The sequence below is a fragment of the Enterococcus sp. AZ141 genome (assembly GCF_051714385.1).
Lineage (GTDB): Bacteria > Bacillota > Bacilli > Lactobacillales > Enterococcaceae > Enterococcus_D > Enterococcus_D entomosocium.
In genome coordinates, this window is sequence record NZ_JBIORT010000001.1 from 2,672,740 (window position 1) to 2,690,648 (window position 17,909).

Consider the following 17,909-nt stretch of genomic DNA (forward strand, 5'->3'; position numbering starts at 1 on the left):
TTAGTTTAAAATTTAATTATTCTGTGCTACTATGTATATATTCTGAATATAAGAAGATTATATTGCATAAATATTTGTTTTGAAGAGGAGCGTTTTTAATGAAAAAATTATTTGGAGCACTTGTTGTATTGACGGGGATTTTGGTTTTAGGAGCTTGTGGGAATGGCAGCTCATCGAGTACTGGCAGTTCTAGTGCCAGCGGTTCGGCGGATAATCAATTGGAAGCCATCAAAGCAGCCGGTGTGTTGAATGTGGCAACTTCTGCTGACTTTGCCCCCTTTGAATTTCATGCCTTGATTGATGGCAAAGATACGATCGTGGGCGCAGATATCGATATGGTCAATGAGATCGCTGATCGTCTTGGTGTCGAAGTGAATATTTTGGACCTTGATTTCAATGCTGTCTTGACTGCTTTGCAACAAGGAAAAGCCGATATCGCTGTTTCAGGCATCTCAGCAACTGACGAACGTAAACAGACTTTTGATTTCACCGATAACTATTTTACACCAGAACAAAAAGTAGTTGTTAATAAAAACAATGAGTCGGCATTTGATTCAATCGAAAGCTTGTCTGGCAAAAAGGTGGGCGCTCAAAAAGGCTCGATCCAAGAAATGATCGTTCAAGACCAATTAGCGGATTCGCAATTGGTTTCCATCGCCAAAGTTCCGAATCTAGTCAATGAATTGAAACAAGGATCGATCGATGGTTTGGTGCTTGAAAGTGCGGTGGCTGAATCGTATGTTGCACAAAATGATGACCTCGTGATCACTGATGTAGCATTAGAAGCGTCTGAAGGCGATTCTTATGCAATTGCTTTACCCAAAGGGAGTACCGAACTACAAGAAGAGCTAAACAGTATTTTGAAAGAATTGATTGAAGATGGTACAATCGATGAGTATGTACAAAAGAACACAGATCTAGCCAACGAAAATGCGGCGCAATAGATAGAACGGAGTAGACACAATTATGGATTTATCCTTTTTAGCGATATATTACCCTTATTTTCTTTCTGGTGTGGTGATCACCATCGTGATCTCTATCATCACCGTGATCTTTGGAACGATTCTAGGGGTGATTTTTGCCCTAATGAAATTATCAAAAGTGACGCCTTTGCGCTGGTTTGCTAATGCGTATATTGAAGTCATCCGCGGCACACCAATGTTGGTGCAGATATTGATCGCTTTTGGTCTTTTGCAAGGCATGTTTGCCTTGCCGACAGTCTCGATCGGTGTGTTGAGTCTTGATTTTGGGCGGTTATTTCCTGGGATCATTGCGCTCTCGCTTAATTCTGGGGCATATGTTGCTGAGATCGTCCGAGGGGGAATCAATGCCGTTGATTACGGTCAAACAGAAGCGGCTGGTTCTTTAGGGCTGCGGCCTTTTCAAACGATGCGTTATGTCGTATTGCCACAAGCACTACGCAACATCTTGCCGCCACTAGGCAATGAATTTATCGTTTTGATCAAGGATTCCTCTTTGCTTTCAACGATCGGCATCTACGAGCTGATGAACAGTGCGCAGATCGTTGTCACCAGTTCTTTCCAACCATTAACGCCTTTCTATGTGGCGGCGGTCATTTATTTCATCTTGACGTTTACGACTTCGCGACTATTGAGTTTATGGGAAAAGAAACTAGGAAAAGGCTATCGTCGTTAAAAGGAGAAGACAAGCTATGATGTTAGATATTCAAGAGTTACACAAAACCTTTGGCAGCAATCAAGTGCTAAAAGGGATCACAACGACGATCGAGCAAGGAGAAGTCGTTGTGGTGATTGGACCATCTGGTTCAGGAAAAAGCACGTTCTTACGCTGTTTAAACTTACTAGAAGTACCGACAAGCGGAAAAATCTTTTTTGAAGGAACCGATATTACCGATCCAAAGAATGATTTGTATAAGATGCGGGAAAAAATGGGCATGGTTTTTCAAAATTTCAATCTTTTTCCGAATATGACGGTTTTAGAAAACATTACTTTGTCCCCGACGAAAGTCAAGAAGGTAGCAAAATCGGCGGCTGATCAGTTGGCAAAACAACTACTAAATGATGTTGGCTTACCAGACAAAGCAAAAGCCTATCCTCAAAGTCTTTCTGGTGGACAAATGCAACGAATCGCTATCGCACGTGCCTTGGCGATGGAACCAGACGTGATGCTCTTTGATGAACCGACTTCAGCGTTAGACCCAGAAATGGTTGGCGAAGTATTGTCCGTCATGCAGCGTTTGGCTCAGCAAGGAATGACGATGGTCATCGTCACTCATGAAATGGGCTTTGCGAAAGAAGTCGCGGATCGGATTTTATTTATGGATCAGGGAATCATTATGGAGGAAGGAACGCCAGAACAGCTCTTTGATCATCCGAAAAACCCGAGAACCATTGATTTTTTAAGTAAAGTATTGTAAAATGCGAGAAGCTCGCAGTTGCAAATGACAATTTTGGACTTTTTCTAAGCATCCTTTCAGTAAAAGGATGCTTTTTTGACGGAAAAAAAGACTACTTTAAAGAAGTGATGGAACAAACTGTTGTTTCGACACCTTCGTTTTTCAGTTCTTTTACAAGAAACCTGCAGAAACTAGCGCACTTGCTAGTATTCAAAAAGATTCTATTGTATAATTACAGGTTGAAGAGGTCTGATCCTTTTAGAAACTGCCTGCTTGCTTGTCAACAGCTAGTACGGTTTCTTTTTAAAGATCGACTATGTGGATCGATGACTAGTCGCCGACTTTTAACATGCGAAGAAATCAGATAGTAAAGGAGATTCTATGTTTTCAAATTATAAACCGACTTGGATGGTCGATGCGATTTATAAAATCACCCCTAGCCAACTAAAGGCACAGGGGATCAAAGGGATTTTGACCGATCTTGATAATACCTTGATTGCTTGGAATAATCCTGATGGAACCGAAGAATTAAAAAACTGGTTATTGGAAATGAAAAACGCTGGCATACCGGTGATTGTCGTTTCAAACAACAATAGTGAACGCGTGGCACGGGCTGTTGCGCCTTTTGGTTTAAAGTACGTACACCGCGCATTAAAACCTTTTTCAAGAGGGATCAAACAAGGGTATCAGCAATTAGGCTTGAAAAAAGAAGAGGTTGTCATGATCGGCGATCAGATTATGACGGATGTACGAGGTGCCAATCGTGCTGGTGTTCGCAGCATTCTAGTGAAACCAGTGATCCCAACGGATTCTTGGAAAACCCAGTTTAATCGAGCAGCAGAAAGAAAAATCATGAACTATTTATTGAAACACAACCCAGAGTTAAAATGGCGTGGAGGAATTTAATATGACAGAAGGAATCGAAGAAATTCACTGTATCGGCTGCGGGGCATTGATTCAAACAACAAATCCTAACGAATTGGGGTACACCCCGCAATCTGCATTAGAAAAAGGACTTGAATCAGGAGAAGTCTATTGTCAACGCTGCTTCCGCTTGCGTCATTACAATGAGATCCAAGATGTCGCGCTGACAGACGATGATTTCCTACGTTTGCTGAATGAAATCGGGGAAAAAGACGCCTTGATCGTTAATGTCGTCGATATTTTTGACTTTAATGGTTCATTGATCCCAGGACTGCACCGCTTTGTTGGTGATAATCCTGTTTTATTAGTGGGCAACAAGGTGGATATTTTACCGAAATCTTTGAAAAAATCGAAAATGACCCAATGGATGAAGGAACGGGCTTACGAAGTCGGTTTAAGACCCGTCGATGTATTGTTGACGAGTGCCAAGAAACCGGGTGAAACCCAAGCGTTGCTACAAGCGATCGAAACGTATCGTGAAGGTCGTGATGTGTATGTGGTTGGTGTGACGAATGTTGGAAAATCAACATTGATCAATCAAATCATCAAACAAACAGCAGGGATCAACGAGCTGATCACCACTTCGCGATTCCCTGGAACTACATTGGATAAAATTGAGATTCCATTGGACGACGGGCACTTTTTGATCGACACACCAGGAATCATTCATCGTCATCAAATGGCACACTATTTAGGTAAAAAAGATCTGAAAATCGTGGCACCAGCCAAAGAAATTAAACCGAAAGTGTATCAATTGAACCCTGAACAAACCTTGTTCTTAGGGGGACTTGCCCGTTTTGATTTCATACAAGGAGAACGAAGTTCGTTTGTTGCCTATGTAGCGAATGATGTAGCGATCCATCGGACCAAATTAAGTAAAGCCGATGAATTTTATGAGAAACATGTTGGTGGGCTGCTGCAGCCGCCACGAGCAGATGAAGTGGCGGATTTTCCTGAACTCGTCCGTTTCGAATTTTCTATCAAAGAAAAAAACGATATCGTTTTTGCTGGACTTGGCTGGATCACGATCACCAAACCATGTGTCATCGCCGGGTGGGCGCCAAAAGGTGTCGATGTGCTTAGACGCAAAGCATTAGTATAAGGAAGAAGGAAGATTATGGACTTACGAGGAAAACAAAAAAGATTTTTACGAAGTGAAGCGCACCATCTAAACCCGATTTTTCAAATCGGCAAAGGCGGCTTGAATGACGCGATGATGGCGCAAATTGAAGAAGCACTAGAAAAACGAGAATTGATCAAAGTCTCATTGCTCCAAAATACCGATGAGGTTGCTGACGAAGCAGCTGAAACGATCCGGGAGAAAGTCGGCTGTGAAGTAGTTCAGATCATCGGACGAGTGATCGTTTTATTCAAACCGTCTAGTAAAGAAAAATACCAAACGATTTCAAGCAAAGTTCGTTCAATTTAGGAGGGAGAAGGCATGCAAGGACAAACATTTGGAAAGGTACAAACGGTTTTAGAGACACAAACACAAGAACTTGTACCGAAAAAGCAAGTGGGCATTCTTGGTGGAAATTTTAATCCAGTACACTACGCACATCTGGTCATGGGTGAGCAAGTAGGGCAAGCATTAGGGCTGGATAAAGTTTATTTCATGCCTGAGTATTTACCGCCTCATGTTGATGAGAAAAAGACAATCCCCGCTGAGCATCGTTTAGCGATGTTGAAGTTGGCGGTCGCCGATAATCCGCGATTTGCTGTAGAGACCATTGAGTTGGAACGAAAAGGTAAGAGTTATACGGTTGATACGATGCGGGAATTGACAGCTAAGAATCCAGATACTAATTATTATTTTATCATTGGCGGGGATATGGTGAACTATTTACCAAAATGGCATCAAATCGATGAGCTGATGGAATTGGTAACTTTTGTGGGGGTTCGCCGCCCGGAAGTGCCGATCGATAGCCCATACCCGATTATTTGGATCGATATTCCTCTAATGGATGTCAGCTCAACAACAATTCGTAAAAAAGTGCAACAAGGTTGTTCGGTTCGCTACTTATTGCCAGATAATGTGTTACACTATATTCAAGAAAAGGGGTTGTACTTGGATGAAGAGTGAACACTACACACAAGCAGAACGGGAACTTTTGATGCAAAAGGTCCAAATGCAGATGAGTCAAAAGCGCTTTGAGCATGTGTTGGGTGTCGAAAAAACGGCCGTTGCCCTTGCGGAAAAATATGGTGCTTCACCGGTCAAAGCCAGCATCGCTGCTTTGACGCATGATTATGCGAAGGAACGCAGCGATGAAGAATTTCAATTAGTCATTCGTAGAGACGGATTTGAATTGGATCTCTTGAACTGGAACAATGCTATCTGGCATGGACTCGTCGGTGCTGATTTCGTTCAACGAGAATTAGAAATCGATGACGAAGAAATCTTACAAGCGATCCGTTTGCACACAACCGGAGCTGCCAAGATGAGCCTACTAGATAAAATCATCTATGTAGCAGATTATATCGAACCCGGGCGTACGTTTCCTGGAGTCGTTGAGGCTAGGGAAATCGCAATGATCGACTTAGATGCCGCTGTTGCTTACGAAACGAAACATACCTTGCTTCATTTGATCGAAACAGAAGCAGTTATCTACCCAAAAACGATCGAAACCTACAATTTTTGGGTAGCCAAATATAGGAGGGAATTACCATAGATAGTCAGAAAATATTAGAAATTGCTGTAAAAGCCGCCGATTCAAAACATGCCGAAGATATTATGGCATTAGATGTGCGGGAAATCTCTTTGCTAGCAGATTACTTTGTGATCTGTTCAGGAAATAGTGAACGTCAAATCAATGCGATCATTGATGAAGTCATCGATAAAGAAGAAGAAAGTCAAGTATCTGTTCGCCGTGTCGAAGGAAAAGATGGTGGAAAATGGGTCTTGATCGACTTAGGTGACGTAATCGTTCACGTATTCAGTGCCTCAGAACGTGCTTTTTACAACCTAGAAAAATTATGGTCTGATGCGCCGCTTGTGGATCTTAATGAATGGGTCGTGGCGTAATGGCTTACGAAACCTTCGCATTTGTCTATGACGAAGTAATGGATTCCAGTCTCTATAAAAAGTGGCTGGATTTTTCTTGTCGTCATTTAGGAAAAAGAAAACAGCTGTTAGAATTGGCTTGTGGAACCGGTGCGTTAGCCGTTGAATTTGCCAAGGCTGGGTTTGATGTGACTGGGTTAGATCTTTCAGAAGAGATGCTGATGATCGCTAGTCAACGGGCTGAAAAAGAAGAGGCGGCTGTGCAATTTGTTGCGGGTGACATGCTGGATCTCGTAGATATTGGCACCTATCAAGCTATTACTTGCTATTCTGACTCCCTTTGCTACATGGAAGACGAGCAGAGTGTGCAGCAAGTTTTTGATGGTGTTTACAGTTGTTTAGAAGAAGATGGCGTCTTTTTATTTGATGTGCATTCCTTATATCAAATCAATGAAGTGTTTCCTGATTATAGCTACCATTACCAGACGGATGAATTTGCCTTTCTTTGGGAAAGCTATCAAGGAGAAAAAGACCATAGCATTGAACATTTCTTGACCTTTTTTGTTGCACAAGAGAATGGGTTGTTTGAACGCTTAGATGAGCTTCATCAAGAAAGAACCTATCCTCTCGAAAGCTATTTAAGAATGTTAGAAAATGCTGGTTTTGCTAATGTTGAATGCTACGCTGATTTTATCGATACAAAACCAAATGAAAAAAGCCGTCGCTGGTTTTTTGTCTGCCATAAGTAACCGTTATGTAAAACAGGAGGGATGTCGATGAAGGCTTGCGGACTAGTCGTAGAATATAACCCTTTTCACCATGGCCACCAATACCATGTGGACAAAGCCAGGCAAGAAACCAACGCTGATGTCATTGTAGCCGTGATGAGTGGGAATTTTTTACAGCGTGGCGAACCAGCAATCATCGATAAATGGCAACGAGCCCAAGCGGCATTGCAAAATGGCGTCGATTTGGTCGTTGAACTGCCATCCGCTTGGGCCGTCCAGTCTGCTGATTTTTTTGCAGCGGGAGCGATTAGGATCTTACAAAATCTGCAATGTGATTCTTTGTGTTTTGGTACAGATGCGAAACAACCCTTTGACTATGCAAAGTTCGCTCAGTTTGAAAAAGAAAATCAGCGGATGATCGATGACGCATTTCAACGCATAGCTAGGCAAAATGCTACCTATAGTCAAAAAATGAGTATGGTCCTCAGTGAGCTTTATCCTGAGTACCATGCAGAAAAAGACCAGCCGAATCATCTGTTGGGTATGGCGTATGCACGGGAAGTGTTGTGTTATGAAAAACCAATGAGGCTTGTTCCCATTCAACGAATTGCGGCCTCTTATCATTCAGAACAATTTAAGCATCCAACGATCGCTAGTGCCACAGCCATTCGTCAAGGACTCAAACAAGGTGAAGCTGTTGTGGATTTTGTTCCTGAAGCAACACAAAAATTTCTTTCGCAAAAAACAGTCGACTGGGAAGCCTTTTGGCCGTATCTTCAATACCAGATCATTTCTGCCCCCCTCGAAAAATTAGCTGCTATTTACCAGATGGAAGAAGGACTAGAATATCGACTAAAACAATATGTGACTGCGGCGGATTCGTTTGCAGATTTTATCAAGTTGTTAAAGACAAAACGCTATACCCAAACGAGACTGCAGCGTCTTGCTTGTTATGTATTGTTCCAAGTGACAAAAGCTGAAATGAAGGAAGCCCAAGCACATCCCTTTATTCGAGTCTTAGGCTATACAAAGCAAGGGCAGCAATATTTAAAAGAAGTCAAAAAAGAGCTGACCCTGCCGCTGATCGCTAAATTCGGTAAGAAAGAAGCACAGCGCTACGGCTTGTCATTGCGGATCGACCAGATTTATCAGCAAGGGAATGCTCAAATCTCAGAACAAAATTTTCGAAGAATTCCGCTTTTTATTGATAAATAAGTGAAAATTGCTTCACAGAACGCCATTTGACAAGTATAATGAATAAGGATTTTTAAAAACAAGAAAGCGAAGTGAAATCATGGGTCGTAAATGGGCAAATATCGTAGCGAAAAAAACTGCTAAAGATGCAAACAATAGCCGAGTTTATGCAAAATTTGGAATCGAAATCTACGCAGCAGCAAAATCGGGTGATCCTGATCCTCACGCGAACCAAAAATTACGCTTTGTTATCGAACGTGCGAAAACCTACAATGTGCCAAAACACATTATTGACCGTGCGATTGAAAAAGCCAAAGGTTCTGGCGATGAACAATACTCAGAACTTCGATATGAAGGATTTGGACCAAATGGATCAATGGTGATCGTCGATACTTTGACAAACAACGTCAACCGTACCGCAGCCGATGTTCGGGCCGCTTTTGGTAAAAACGGCGGGAATATGGGTGTTTCTGGGGCAGTTGCTTATATGTTTGATAACACAGCATTATTTGGCTTTGCTGGTGACGATGCCGATGAGATCTTAGAATACTTGATGGACAAAGAGATCGATGTTCGTGATGTTGTTGAAGAAGATGGACAAATTATCGTTCACGGTGAACCAAGTGACTTCCATGCCATTCAGGAAGCCTTGAAAGAAAAAGGAATCACCGAATTTTCAATTGCTGAAATGCAAATGATTCCTCAAAATGAAGTAACCTTAACTGGCGATGATCTAGAAAAATTCGAAAAAATGATCGATGTATTAGAAGATCTTGAAGATGTTCAAAATGTCTATCACAATGTGGCAGACGCTGAAGAATAAGACATACTGGCAGCCTAGAGGTGATCTGGCTGCCAGTTTTTGGTGTTTTTTTCATCAACCTTCCGTTGTTTAGTCAAGTGAAAAAAACAAGAGAGCGAGAAGCACTTCTCTTGAAAATTCTTCAATATTCATCGTCTTTTCAGTTGGTTTCCAGACATTTTATATGTTATGATTTACTACATAAGCAAACAACTCGTTAGGGGGGCAGACATGGAAGAAAAAATCGTTTTAGAGCCATTTAATCGAATCTTAAGTGGTTTTGAAAAGCTAGCAGAAGTGTCTGTATCGATTTCTGACTGCTCGGCTCTTTGTCGGAAATATCAAAAGTATGGGGTGGAAGGGTATCGTCTAGGCGATTATCGTGGTTCTTCTTATTTGAATCGTTATTTAAATGTCGTCGTTGATCGCGCACCCTTGTTAATTTATAAAGAGCGATTCTTGATTCCTTTGGTCTTTCGCATGTCGGAATACTCTGAACGGCTCTTTATCGATGATTATCGAATGGAAGGGTTCTTCATGCTGTTGGATTGGCTTTTGGAACACCGACCAGAAAAAGCAATTATTGATTATAAGCGAACGCGTGCTTTACCTCACAGAAAAGAATTGGTGATCGATAGTTCTTATGTGCTTTTTCGATTGACGGAAATTCTCGACGGTGCTGGTTTTCCTCTTAGTCGCTTTACAACGATCGAGGAATTTAGTCAATGGAATCGTACCCATCGTTTGATCGATAATGGCAGTATCGGACGTCATACAAAATTATTTGTTCCAGAAGATCCGGAACACGTTTCTGAGCTGCAGATGATTTTAACAATCGTTGGGATGCGTTATCCAGAAACCCGCTTATTTATTGGCGAATTAAAAGGCTAAAAAACATCACAATCGGCTGGTTTCATTTGAGAATCAGTCGAAAGTGATGTTTTTTTGTTAGGTTATTCGTCAATCCGTGATGCTTCTTGAAACTGATAAGTGGCAGGATCAGCTTTCACTAGAAGCGGCAATTCTTCTTGGGTAAGGACGGTCAACTGATGCATCGCCCGTGTCGCCATTGTATAAAAAATCAATTGGTCTTGTTCAGTCGCGAAAGTGGCACCTGGTGTCCAGACAAATACTTGGTCAAACTCTAGCCCTTTTGCTAAAAAGGCCGGGAAGATCATGACATTGCGTTTCATGAAGTCTTCTTCAGAGGTGATCAGCTGCACTTGTTCCTGCATTGTTTCTGTCAGCTGGGCATATAACTGCTGGCAATCCTTTGCGGTTTTACAAATGATCGCGGTGCGCCAACGCTGATTCTCCGCTGCCTTTCGAATACTGGTTTCTAGGAAAGCCAGATTTTCAGATTCAGTTCCTTTAACAATTGTTGGTACCGCACCTTTACGAGCCGTCAATTCCACTTGATCACTGCCAACTAAAAATTGATTGGCGAAATCTGTGATTTCCTTAGTCGAACGATAGCTGGTTTTCAATTGATAACGTTTCACGCTTTCGTGGGGGAATAATTCTGCTAATGCTCCGACGATCGTTTCATTGCCATAAACTTTTTGGTTCAAATCGCCGCACAGGGTGATACCAGCCTTTGGATAAAGCTGACGCAGCAGAGCCACTTGTGCTGGTGGAAAATCCTGCATTTCATCGATAAAGATAAACCGAGCTTTTTCTTCGACGTGAACAGGATAAAGCTGTTTGATCAGTAAGAAAAACAAAACGGCGTCTTCTTGTTTGATTTGTCTTTGGCGCATTCCTTGGCGAATGTTGGCAATACTTTGCTGCCAAGCCGCAGCCTCGATGCCAGTTTCTTTGACTGCAGCAGACTCAACCGATTGTAAAAAGTGTAAGTATTGCTTGGCTTGGTTGATAAACTGAAAGTTTTTCACTCCCCGCGTCAAGGAACGGAACTTCTTACGGACGATCTGCTGTCTGAGTTTCTTCCGCAAACGGCGTTCGTTTTCTTCGCTGTATTCTTGATGAGGATCGTTGGCAAATACTTGTTGCAATTGCTCTTCGGTCGCTTCTTTGACCCAGTCTTTTTTGGCTTCATCTTTTTCCAAGCCGCCGATTTTTTTTAATAATTTTGTTTGAAGCAGTTGGGTTCTTTGGTAAATCGGCAATTCATGATTGGTTTCTTGGTACCAGCGGCGAATCTGTTCTTTTGTCAAATAGGTTTGCCCTTGGATTTTTAGATCACGGAACAAGGGGCCGATCGGTGCAATCGAACGGACATAACGGTTGATTTTTTCCACCAAGAAAAGACTACTTTTGATTTTTTCAATGGCATCATCGTCGCCGCTTAAAAAGTTCTCTTCTTGTTGGGTTTCTTTTGTTACTTCATAGCCAGTCAGAATCAATTGGATAAAGTGGTGGAAGGTTCTTGTGGGCACTTCACTTTCCCCTAATGAAGGCAGGACCATGGATATATAGTCAGAAAACAAATGATTGGGTGAAAACAGCAAGACTTGTTTTTCGTCCAGCCATTTGCGATTACGGTAAAGTAAAAAGGCGACCCGTTGCAATAAAGCAGAGGTTTTCCCACTTCCAGCAATCCCTTCGATCAGTAAAAATTTATTGGTGGTATCACGAATAATTTGGTTCTGTGCTTTTTGGATCGTTGAAACGATGTTACGCATTTGAGAAGAAGAGGCCTCATCCAAGATTTCCAATAAAAATTCGTCATTGATGATCTCCGAAGTATCGACCATCGATAAGATCTCACCATTTTGAATTTTAAACTGGCGTTTTAAGAGCAGCTCTACCGTAAAACGGTCGGTGTCTGTTTCGTAGAATGTTTCACCAAGTTCTCCTTCATAGTAAAGATTAGCGATCGGTGCGCGCCAGTCAATGACGATCGTTTCTTCCTCTTTGTCTCGTAAAGAAGCGATCCCTAAATAGAGGGTCTCGGTTTCTTGCTCTTCTTTGAAATCGATTCGAGCAAAGTAGGGATTGCCTGCCATCGTTGTTAGGGTTTTGACGCGTTTTTCTTGTGATTCTGCGGTTTGATACTTGATCAGCAGTTCTTGTTCATGCTGCTGGTACTCGATCACTGATTCATAAAAGGCTTCACTGTCGCCTCCGCGAATTTTCTTATCGGCGATTTCTTTTAATTGATCATCCATTTTAGCGGCTAATTCTTGTTTTTGCTGCGAAAGGATCGCTTGTTCTCTGTGGATCAGAGCAATGGTTTCATTGACATGTTGTTGTTCTTTTTGACGTTCGTTCACGAAGGATCCTCCTTAAAAAAATTGCGACATAAAATTATAGCATATTTTCCCTGTGAATGTCGTGGAAAAAAAGAAACTATGCTAATATTTATAAAAAGAGCTTAGGTGTTCAAAAACGAAACGAAATAGAGGTGGAAAAGGTGAGAGAAGAAGCAGAATTGCGCCAATTGATCCTGTCTGTTGGGAAACGTGTTGGGGCACGTGCCATCGGTTTATCTGGTTCACGGACCGATCCACAGGCGCCAAAAGATATTTTGCAGGATTTTGACGTGGTCTTCGTGATGGAGGATATTCAGCCTTTGGTCGATGATTCTTCATGGTTAGAAGCCTTTGGATCAATCATGATCAGGCAAACACCGGAAGCTAGCACGATTTATCCGCCGAGTTTGGGCGGGTGTTTTACGTACTTGATGCATTTTTTAGACGGAGTAAGAATCGATCTCATGCTATGTCCACTTGCACTGGTCGATCGTCTTGCTAAAGAACCAGGCTTGCAGCCGCTGCTTGATCCAGACCAATTACTAAGTTTTGCTAATCAAGCAAATCATTCGCATTACTGGATCAAGCGCCCGACCCAAGCCGCTTTTCAAGAACACTGCAACGAATTTTGGTGGGTAAGCACGTATGTCGTGAAAGGGCTGCTTCGAAAGCAACTAATTTATGCTACGGATCATTTATACACCATTTGTTGGCAAGAATTGTTATGGATAGAAGATTTGTTTGTTGCCCATGCTCAGCAATTTCAGGTGAGTACTGGGAAAAATCATAAATACCTGCAGTCGTTTCTAACGGAAAAGGAGTGGCGGGAATTGACCTCATTGCTTGATTTTTCCACGATCACTGCTTGCGGTCAGTCCCTTTTGAAGATGCAAAAACGATTTGATAAGCAAGCAAAGAAAATCAGCGAGAAATTAGGGTTGGCCTATGATTGGCAAGAAGCTGAGAATGTCCAAACATATACGAAGTATTGGAGTGAAAAAAATTGGCAGATGAGACCAGAGAACCAAAAATAAAAGACAGTCAGATTCAAGCGTTTTGGCAGCGGTTTTTAAAAGCAAATCCAAGAAATCAATCTTCTCTGACCTATGAAGATGCTTGGTCCTTTGGTGATACTTCAGAAATGGCGGATGAACTGGCAGCACTTGTTTTAGCTGGCAAAAAGACAGCGACGACCTCCGCCGCTGCGCTCTATGAAATCGAGCAAGAAGCATTGCCACAATCAGAAACGTATAGTGTCCTTTTAGATGGTTCGGATGTACCAAGAGCTGTTCTTTATTTAGAGTCAGTGTCGATCGTGCCATTTGATGAAGTGACAGCAGCGTTTGCCTTTTTAGAAGGGGAAGGAGATCGCACTTTGGCTTATTGGCGCCGTGTTCATGAAGCTTTTTTTCGACGAGCTTATGCCTCAGCGGGGTTGTCTTTTCACGATCAAATGCTATGCGTTTGTGAAAAGTTTTTTGTCGTGTATCAGGAGGAATAAAGACACGTTTTTCTTTGGAAATCATGGGAATAGCTTTTGTCTTTTTGAAAAAGGTGTATAATCAAAAGCAAACAAAGGAGGAAATCGTATGCCATTTATTCATGTCGAACTAGTTGAAGGGCGTTCGCAAGAACAACTGACGAATATGATGAAAGAAATCACTGAGGCGGTCCATAAAAATACGGGTGCCCCTAAGGAGCATATCCATGTCATCATCAATGAAATGAAGCAAGGAACCTATGCTGTGAATGGCGATTGGAAATAATTCTCTTGCTTTTTCTTGTAGGTAGTGGTTTAATTGAGCCATAATCGATCAATAAAAAAGACACCTGAGTTTGAGAGTCTTCGATAAGAGAGGGAAATCTTGGCTGAAAATTTCCTGGAAGAAAACCAAAGGATGACCACTTTTTTAGACCTCTGTCGAAACGGAGGCGGTTGAACCGTTATCTCATGAAGAGGAAAACAGACTTTTTCTGTTTTCGAACAATAGGTGGAACCACGAGTGATCGTCCTAGTATCGTAACCGATACTAGGACTTTTTTATTGATTGAAATCATTCAAAGGAGGATATTCATATGTCATTATTTATTACATTTCCTGATGGCGCAAAAAAAGAATTTGCTGTTGGGGTAACAACTAAAGAGATTGCTGAAAGTATCTCGAAAAGTCTTGCAAAAAAAGCCTTAGCTGGAAAAGTCAATGGACAACTGATCGATCTTTCACGTCCGATCGAAGAAGATGCAACGATTGAGATCGTGACACCCGATCATGAAGACGCCTTAGGTTTACTTCGTCATTCGACAGCTCATTTAATGGCTCAAGCCATGCGCAGACTCTATCCATCGATCCATTTTGGAGTAGGACCTGCAATTGATTCTGGTTTTTACTATGACACAGACAATGGGGAAAACCCAGTAACTGCGGAAGATCTACCAGCAATCGAAGCAGAAATGATGAAAATCATTAAAGAAAATCTGCCAATTGAACGACGTGTATTAACAAAAGAGGAAGCTTTGGCTCTTTTTGCTGAAGATCCATACAAAGTTGAGTTGATCACAAAATTACCAGATGACGAAACGATTACTGCCTATCAGCAAGAAGAATTTGTTGACTTATGCCGCGGCCCTCATGTCCCATCGACAGGTCGTATCCAAGTGTACAAATTGTTATCAGTAGCCGGAGCCTATTGGCGTGGAAGTTCTGATAATCAAATGATGCAAAGGGTATATGGAACAGCCTTTTTCGATAAGAAAGACTTGAAGGAATTTATTCGTTTACGAGAAGAAGCAAAAGAACGCGATCATCGTAAATTAGGGAAAGAATTAGAATTGTTTATGTTGTCCCCTGAAGTCGGCGCGGGTTTGCCTTTCTGGTTGCCAAAAGGAGCAACGATCCGTCGTACGATCGAGCGTTATATCGTGGATAAAGAAGTTAGCCTTGGGTACCAACACGTTTACACACCAATCATGGCAAACGTGGATTTATACAAAACATCAGGGCACTGGGATCATTACCACGAGGACATGTTCCCACCAATGGATATGGGGGATGGCGAAATGCTGGTTCTACGACCAATGAATTGCCCGCATCACATGATGGTTTACAAAAATGACATCCATTCGTATCGTGAACTACCAATTCGGATCGCTGAATTAGGAATGATGCACCGCTATGAAAAATCAGGGGCACTATCAGGGTTGCAACGGGTTCGGGAAATGACCTTAAATGATGGTCATACATTTGTTCGTCCTGATCAAATCAAAGAAGAATTCAAACGGACACTGGATCTTATGGTGGGCGTTTACGAAGACTTTAATATTACTGACTATCGTTTCCGTTTAAGTTATCGCGATCCACAAAACAAAGACAAATATTTTGATGACGATGCGATGTGGGAAAATGCGCAAACAATGCTAAAAGCGGCCATGGATGAATTAGAATTGGATTATTTTGAAGCTGACGGTGAAGCAGCTTTCTACGGACCTAAACTAGATGTCCAAGTGAAAACAGCTTTAGGTATGGAAGAAACCTTGTCAACGATCCAATTGGATTTCTTATTGCCTGAACGGTTTGATCTAACATATGTTGGTGAAGATGGCGAAAACAATCACCGTCCAGTGGTGATCCACCGCGGAATCGTTTCAACGATGGAACGTTTTGTGGCTTACCTGACAGAAGTCTATAAAGGGGCATTCCCGACTTGGTTGGCACCAATCCAAGCATCGATCATTCCGGTCTCAGTCGAAGCCCACAGCGACTATGCTTACGAAATCAAAGAACGCCTGCAAGCGCAAGGACTGCGAGTGGAAGTGGATGACCGCAACGAAAAAATGGGGTATAAGATCCGTGCATCACAAACCCAAAAAATTCCTTACCAAATTGTTGTTGGGGATCAAGAAGTCAATGATGCGACAGTCAATATCCGTCGCTACGGCAGCAAGGAGACCCAAGTCGAAGAATTGAATCTGTTTGTTGATGCAATGGCTGCTGAAGTGAAAAATTATAGCCGAGCATAGCTTTTGGTTCAAAGAAAACGAATGATTTTATAGTATAGGCACCTGCTTTCAGCAGGTGCTATTTACCTTTTTTAATCTATATAAAATAAAATGATTAGTTTTTTTTTGTTTTTGTGAATAAAATCGTGTATAATTAGTATGTGATAAAAAGGAATAAACTAGAAGGAGTTTGTGATGAATTATAATTACGGAGTTAGAAAGAAATCGGTTGTATCGGTCATTTTATTAACATTTATTACTTGTGGCATTTATACATTCTTTTGGATGTACCAAACAACCAAAGAGCTGGCAGAATACAGCGGGGATAATCGTCTTTCGCCAGAGACGTCGATTTTACTCACGATCCTTACTTGTGGATTGTATCAAATTTATTGGTGGTACCGAATTGCGGATATCTTTATGAGTGCACAACAGCGAGCGAATATGCCTCGTCTGAGTGACAACAAAATTCTTTTTGTCGTCTTGAGCCTGTTTGCTTTTGATTTCATCAACATGGCGATTTTACAAGGTGATATGAACCAAATGTGGGAAGCGGCTGATCAAAATGCCATGACCTCATCTAACAATACAAACGATTCGTCTGATTCAGATGATTGGGTAGATTATTGATTTGTCCGTTTAAATGGTTAACGGGGTTTCCTTGTCCAGGTTGTGGCATGACGCGCGCCTACTTGCACTTATTTCAGGGTGATCTTGAAGGTGCGCTGCATTTTCATCCCTTGTTTTGGTTAGTGCCGATCGTATTCGGAATCGTTTTATTCAAAAAAAATCCGAAAATCAGCAAACTTTACTACAGTCACAACCTGTGGGTGACATTGACACTTTTGGTACTAGTGGTTTATGGTGGTCGGCTCTGGCTTCATTTCCCACATGACGCGCCAATGGACTTTGATCCAGAGAGCATTTTCCCACAACTACTACGTCGGATTGGTCAAGTGATTCACTAACAGCCATTCACCCAAGCATTAAAAATCTTTAAGAAAATGCTTTGTTTTTTTCTGAAAGCGAAGGGAACATGCGACAGTAGTTGAATCTTTATGAAAATTGTGTTATATTTACAATGTAATGATACTTAGAGTGAGTGAGCGGTTTTTTCGCTCACTCTTTTTAATGGAATGAAGTTCGTTTCGTTGAGAAATAAAGGAGGCGATGTTGTGAGTACGGTAGTGGAAACTGTTACAGATATAGTGACCCCTATTCTGGATGCGCAAAAATTTGAATTAGTTGAAGTAGAATTCGTGAAGGAAGGGAAAAATTGGTTTCTTCGTGTGTTCATTGATAAAGAAGGCGGAATCGATATCGAGGAATGTGCCTTTGTCAGTGAACAACTTAGTGAACAATTAGACCAATGCGAACCTGATCCTATTCCACAGGCCTATTTCTTGGAAGTTTCTTCCCCTGGCGCCGAGCGTCCATTGAAGAAAGAAGCAGATTATCAACGGGCAGTCGGCGAGTACATTCATGTTTCTTTATATCAACCGATTGATGGAGAAAAACAGTTCGAAGGCTTTTTACAGTCATTCGATGAAAATCAGCTAGTTATGAAGACCCGAATCAAAACCAGAGAAAAAGAACGAACGATCGACCGGAAAAATATTGCCAAAGCTCGTTTAGCCATTCAATTTTAAACACGGAGGAATGAAAGAAT

Annotated in this window: 21 protein-coding genes; 20 read left to right on the plus strand and 1 reads right to left on the minus strand. The window is 41.7% G+C overall.

Features of this window, described 5'->3' with window-relative positions; translation table 11 throughout:
* The first annotated feature begins 98 nt into the window (after positions 1 to 98).
* The 13 genes from IGI89_RS12320 to IGI89_RS12380 all read left to right on the plus strand — a co-directional run bounded on the left by IGI89_RS12320 (position 99) and on the right by IGI89_RS12380 (position 9,920).
* Complete coding sequence (locus IGI89_RS12320) at positions 99 to 944, plus strand: transporter substrate-binding domain-containing protein (RefSeq protein WP_430601001.1); 846 nt, start codon at positions 99 to 101, stop codon at positions 942 to 944.
* Between the two features lie 22 nt (positions 945 to 966).
* Complete coding sequence (locus IGI89_RS12325; protein ID WP_005225900.1) at positions 967 to 1,656, plus strand: amino acid ABC transporter permease; 690 nt, start codon at positions 967 to 969, stop codon at positions 1,654 to 1,656.
* A 16-nt stretch (positions 1,657 to 1,672) separates the two neighbouring features.
* Complete coding sequence (locus IGI89_RS12330) at positions 1,673 to 2,398, plus strand: amino acid ABC transporter ATP-binding protein (protein ID WP_430601000.1); 726 nt, start codon at positions 1,673 to 1,675, stop codon at positions 2,396 to 2,398.
* A gap of 360 nt (positions 2,399 to 2,758) precedes the next feature.
* A complete protein-coding gene (locus IGI89_RS12335; RefSeq protein WP_008378174.1) occupies positions 2,759 to 3,283 on the plus strand; it encodes a YqeG family HAD IIIA-type phosphatase in 525 nt (174 codons plus the stop codon).
* A 1-nt stretch (position 3,284) separates the two neighbouring features.
* Positions 3,285 to 4,403 carry a ribosome biogenesis GTPase YqeH gene (gene yqeH, locus IGI89_RS12340; protein ID WP_430600999.1) on the plus strand — a complete coding sequence of 373 codons (1,119 nt, stop codon included), beginning with the start codon at positions 3,285 to 3,287 and terminating at the stop codon, positions 4,401 to 4,403.
* A gap of 15 nt (positions 4,404 to 4,418) precedes the next feature.
* Positions 4,419 to 4,730: a ribosome assembly RNA-binding protein YhbY gene (gene yhbY / locus IGI89_RS12345; RefSeq protein WP_005225905.1), complete on the plus strand. Its 312-nt coding sequence runs from the start codon at positions 4,419 to 4,421 to the stop codon at positions 4,728 to 4,730.
* A gap of 12 nt (positions 4,731 to 4,742) precedes the next feature.
* Positions 4,743 to 5,384: a nicotinate-nucleotide adenylyltransferase gene (locus tag IGI89_RS12350; RefSeq protein WP_005235597.1), complete on the plus strand. Its 642-nt coding sequence runs from the start codon at positions 4,743 to 4,745 to the stop codon at positions 5,382 to 5,384.
* Complete coding sequence (gene yqeK / locus IGI89_RS12355) at positions 5,374 to 5,973, plus strand: bis(5'-nucleosyl)-tetraphosphatase (symmetrical) YqeK (RefSeq protein ID WP_008378167.1); 600 nt, start codon at positions 5,374 to 5,376, stop codon at positions 5,971 to 5,973. Before IGI89_RS12350 ends, yqeK begins: the two co-directional genes overlap by 11 nt.
* Positions 5,974 to 5,984: 11 nt before the next feature.
* The gene (gene rsfS, locus IGI89_RS12360) at positions 5,985 to 6,326 is read left to right on the plus strand and encodes a ribosome silencing factor (RefSeq protein WP_034878521.1); all 342 of its coding nucleotides are present in this window, start codon (positions 5,985 to 5,987) and stop codon (positions 6,324 to 6,326) included.
* Positions 6,326 to 7,054, plus strand: a complete 729-nt coding sequence (locus IGI89_RS12365; RefSeq protein ID WP_016612181.1) for a class I SAM-dependent DNA methyltransferase — start codon at positions 6,326 to 6,328, stop codon at positions 7,052 to 7,054. The genes rsfS and IGI89_RS12365 overlap by 1 nt, the downstream gene beginning before the upstream one ends.
* 27 nt (positions 7,055 to 7,081) lie before the next feature.
* Complete coding sequence (locus IGI89_RS12370; RefSeq protein ID WP_430600998.1) at positions 7,082 to 8,248, plus strand: nucleotidyltransferase; 1,167 nt, start codon at positions 7,082 to 7,084, stop codon at positions 8,246 to 8,248.
* 79 nt (positions 8,249 to 8,327) lie between these two features.
* Complete coding sequence (locus tag IGI89_RS12375; RefSeq protein ID WP_005225911.1) at positions 8,328 to 9,050, plus strand: YebC/PmpR family DNA-binding transcriptional regulator; 723 nt, start codon at positions 8,328 to 8,330, stop codon at positions 9,048 to 9,050.
* Between the two features lie 210 nt (positions 9,051 to 9,260).
* Complete coding sequence (locus IGI89_RS12380; protein ID WP_008378159.1) at positions 9,261 to 9,920, plus strand: hypothetical protein; 660 nt, start codon at positions 9,261 to 9,263, stop codon at positions 9,918 to 9,920.
* Between the two features lie 62 nt (positions 9,921 to 9,982).
* Here the strand turns inward: IGI89_RS12380 and helD are convergent, their stop codons facing one another.
* The gene (gene helD / locus IGI89_RS12385; protein ID WP_430600997.1) at positions 9,983 to 12,265 is read right to left on the minus strand and encodes an RNA polymerase recycling motor HelD; all 2,283 of its coding nucleotides are present in this window, start codon (positions 12,263 to 12,265) and stop codon (positions 9,983 to 9,985) included.
* Between the two features lie 140 nt (positions 12,266 to 12,405).
* Here helD and IGI89_RS12390 point away from each other — a divergent pair, with 140 nt between their 5' ends.
* From IGI89_RS12390 to rimP, 7 genes are all read left to right on the plus strand, one after another.
* A complete protein-coding gene (locus tag IGI89_RS12390; RefSeq protein ID WP_034872541.1) occupies positions 12,406 to 13,278 on the plus strand; it encodes an aminoglycoside 6-adenylyltransferase in 873 nt (290 codons plus the stop codon).
* Complete coding sequence (locus IGI89_RS12395; RefSeq protein ID WP_438735711.1) at positions 13,248 to 13,745, plus strand: ASCH domain-containing protein; 498 nt, start codon at positions 13,248 to 13,250, stop codon at positions 13,743 to 13,745. The genes IGI89_RS12390 and IGI89_RS12395 overlap by 31 nt, the downstream gene beginning before the upstream one ends.
* An 88-nt stretch (positions 13,746 to 13,833) precedes the next feature.
* The gene (locus IGI89_RS12400; protein ID WP_005225916.1) at positions 13,834 to 14,010 is read left to right on the plus strand and encodes a 2-hydroxymuconate tautomerase; all 177 of its coding nucleotides are present in this window, start codon (positions 13,834 to 13,836) and stop codon (positions 14,008 to 14,010) included.
* Between the two features lie 310 nt (positions 14,011 to 14,320).
* On the plus strand, positions 14,321 to 16,261 hold the full coding sequence (thrS, locus tag IGI89_RS12405) for a threonine--tRNA ligase (protein ID WP_438735712.1): 1,941 nt from the start codon (positions 14,321 to 14,323) through the stop codon (positions 16,259 to 16,261).
* Positions 16,262 to 16,435: 174 nt separating this feature from the next.
* Positions 16,436 to 16,870 (plus strand): DUF4234 domain-containing protein, encoded by a 435-nt coding sequence (locus IGI89_RS12410; RefSeq protein ID WP_008378150.1) that lies wholly within the window; start codon positions 16,436 to 16,438, stop codon positions 16,868 to 16,870.
* Positions 16,867 to 17,208: a DUF2752 domain-containing protein gene (locus IGI89_RS12415; protein WP_225869294.1), complete on the plus strand. Its 342-nt coding sequence runs from the start codon at positions 16,867 to 16,869 to the stop codon at positions 17,206 to 17,208. The genes IGI89_RS12410 and IGI89_RS12415 overlap by 4 nt, the downstream gene beginning before the upstream one ends.
* Before the next feature lie 207 nt (positions 17,209 to 17,415).
* On the plus strand, positions 17,416 to 17,889 hold the full coding sequence (gene rimP, locus IGI89_RS12420) for a ribosome maturation factor RimP (RefSeq protein ID WP_008378146.1): 474 nt from the start codon (positions 17,416 to 17,418) through the stop codon (positions 17,887 to 17,889).
* Positions 17,890 to 17,909: the final 20 nt, after the last annotated feature.

Bases quoted from the DNA above. Each gene is read 5' to 3' on its own strand.
- thrS (WP_438735712.1), top strand. From the start codon at position 14,321: ATGTCATTATTTATTACATTTCCTGATGGCGCAAAAAAAGAATTTGCT.
- yhbY (WP_005225905.1), top strand. From the start codon at position 4,419: ATGGACTTACGAGGAAAACAAAAAAGATTTTTACGAAGTGAAGCGCAC.
- IGI89_RS12325 (WP_005225900.1), top strand. From the start codon at position 967: ATGGATTTATCCTTTTTAGCGATATATTACCCTTATTTTCTTTCTGGT.
- IGI89_RS12320 (WP_430601001.1), top strand. From the start codon at position 99: ATGAAAAAATTATTTGGAGCACTTGTTGTATTGACGGGGATTTTGGTT.
- IGI89_RS12365 (WP_016612181.1), top strand. From the start codon at position 6,326: ATGGCTTACGAAACCTTCGCATTTGTCTATGACGAAGTAATGGATTCC.
- IGI89_RS12330 (WP_430601000.1), top strand. From the start codon at position 1,673: ATGATGTTAGATATTCAAGAGTTACACAAAACCTTTGGCAGCAATCAA.
- IGI89_RS12400 (WP_005225916.1), top strand. From the start codon at position 13,834: ATGCCATTTATTCATGTCGAACTAGTTGAAGGGCGTTCGCAAGAACAA.
- IGI89_RS12380 (WP_008378159.1), top strand. From the start codon at position 9,261: ATGGAAGAAAAAATCGTTTTAGAGCCATTTAATCGAATCTTAAGTGGT.
- yqeK (WP_008378167.1), top strand. From the start codon at position 5,374: ATGAAGAGTGAACACTACACACAAGCAGAACGGGAACTTTTGATGCAA.
- IGI89_RS12375 (WP_005225911.1), top strand. From the start codon at position 8,328: ATGGGTCGTAAATGGGCAAATATCGTAGCGAAAAAAACTGCTAAAGAT.
- yqeH (WP_430600999.1), top strand. From the start codon at position 3,285: ATGACAGAAGGAATCGAAGAAATTCACTGTATCGGCTGCGGGGCATTG.
- IGI89_RS12370 (WP_430600998.1), top strand. From the start codon at position 7,082: ATGAAGGCTTGCGGACTAGTCGTAGAATATAACCCTTTTCACCATGGC.
- IGI89_RS12410 (WP_008378150.1), top strand. From the start codon at position 16,436: ATGAATTATAATTACGGAGTTAGAAAGAAATCGGTTGTATCGGTCATT.
- IGI89_RS12335 (WP_008378174.1), top strand. From the start codon at position 2,759: ATGTTTTCAAATTATAAACCGACTTGGATGGTCGATGCGATTTATAAA.
- IGI89_RS12350 (WP_005235597.1), top strand. From the start codon at position 4,743: ATGCAAGGACAAACATTTGGAAAGGTACAAACGGTTTTAGAGACACAA.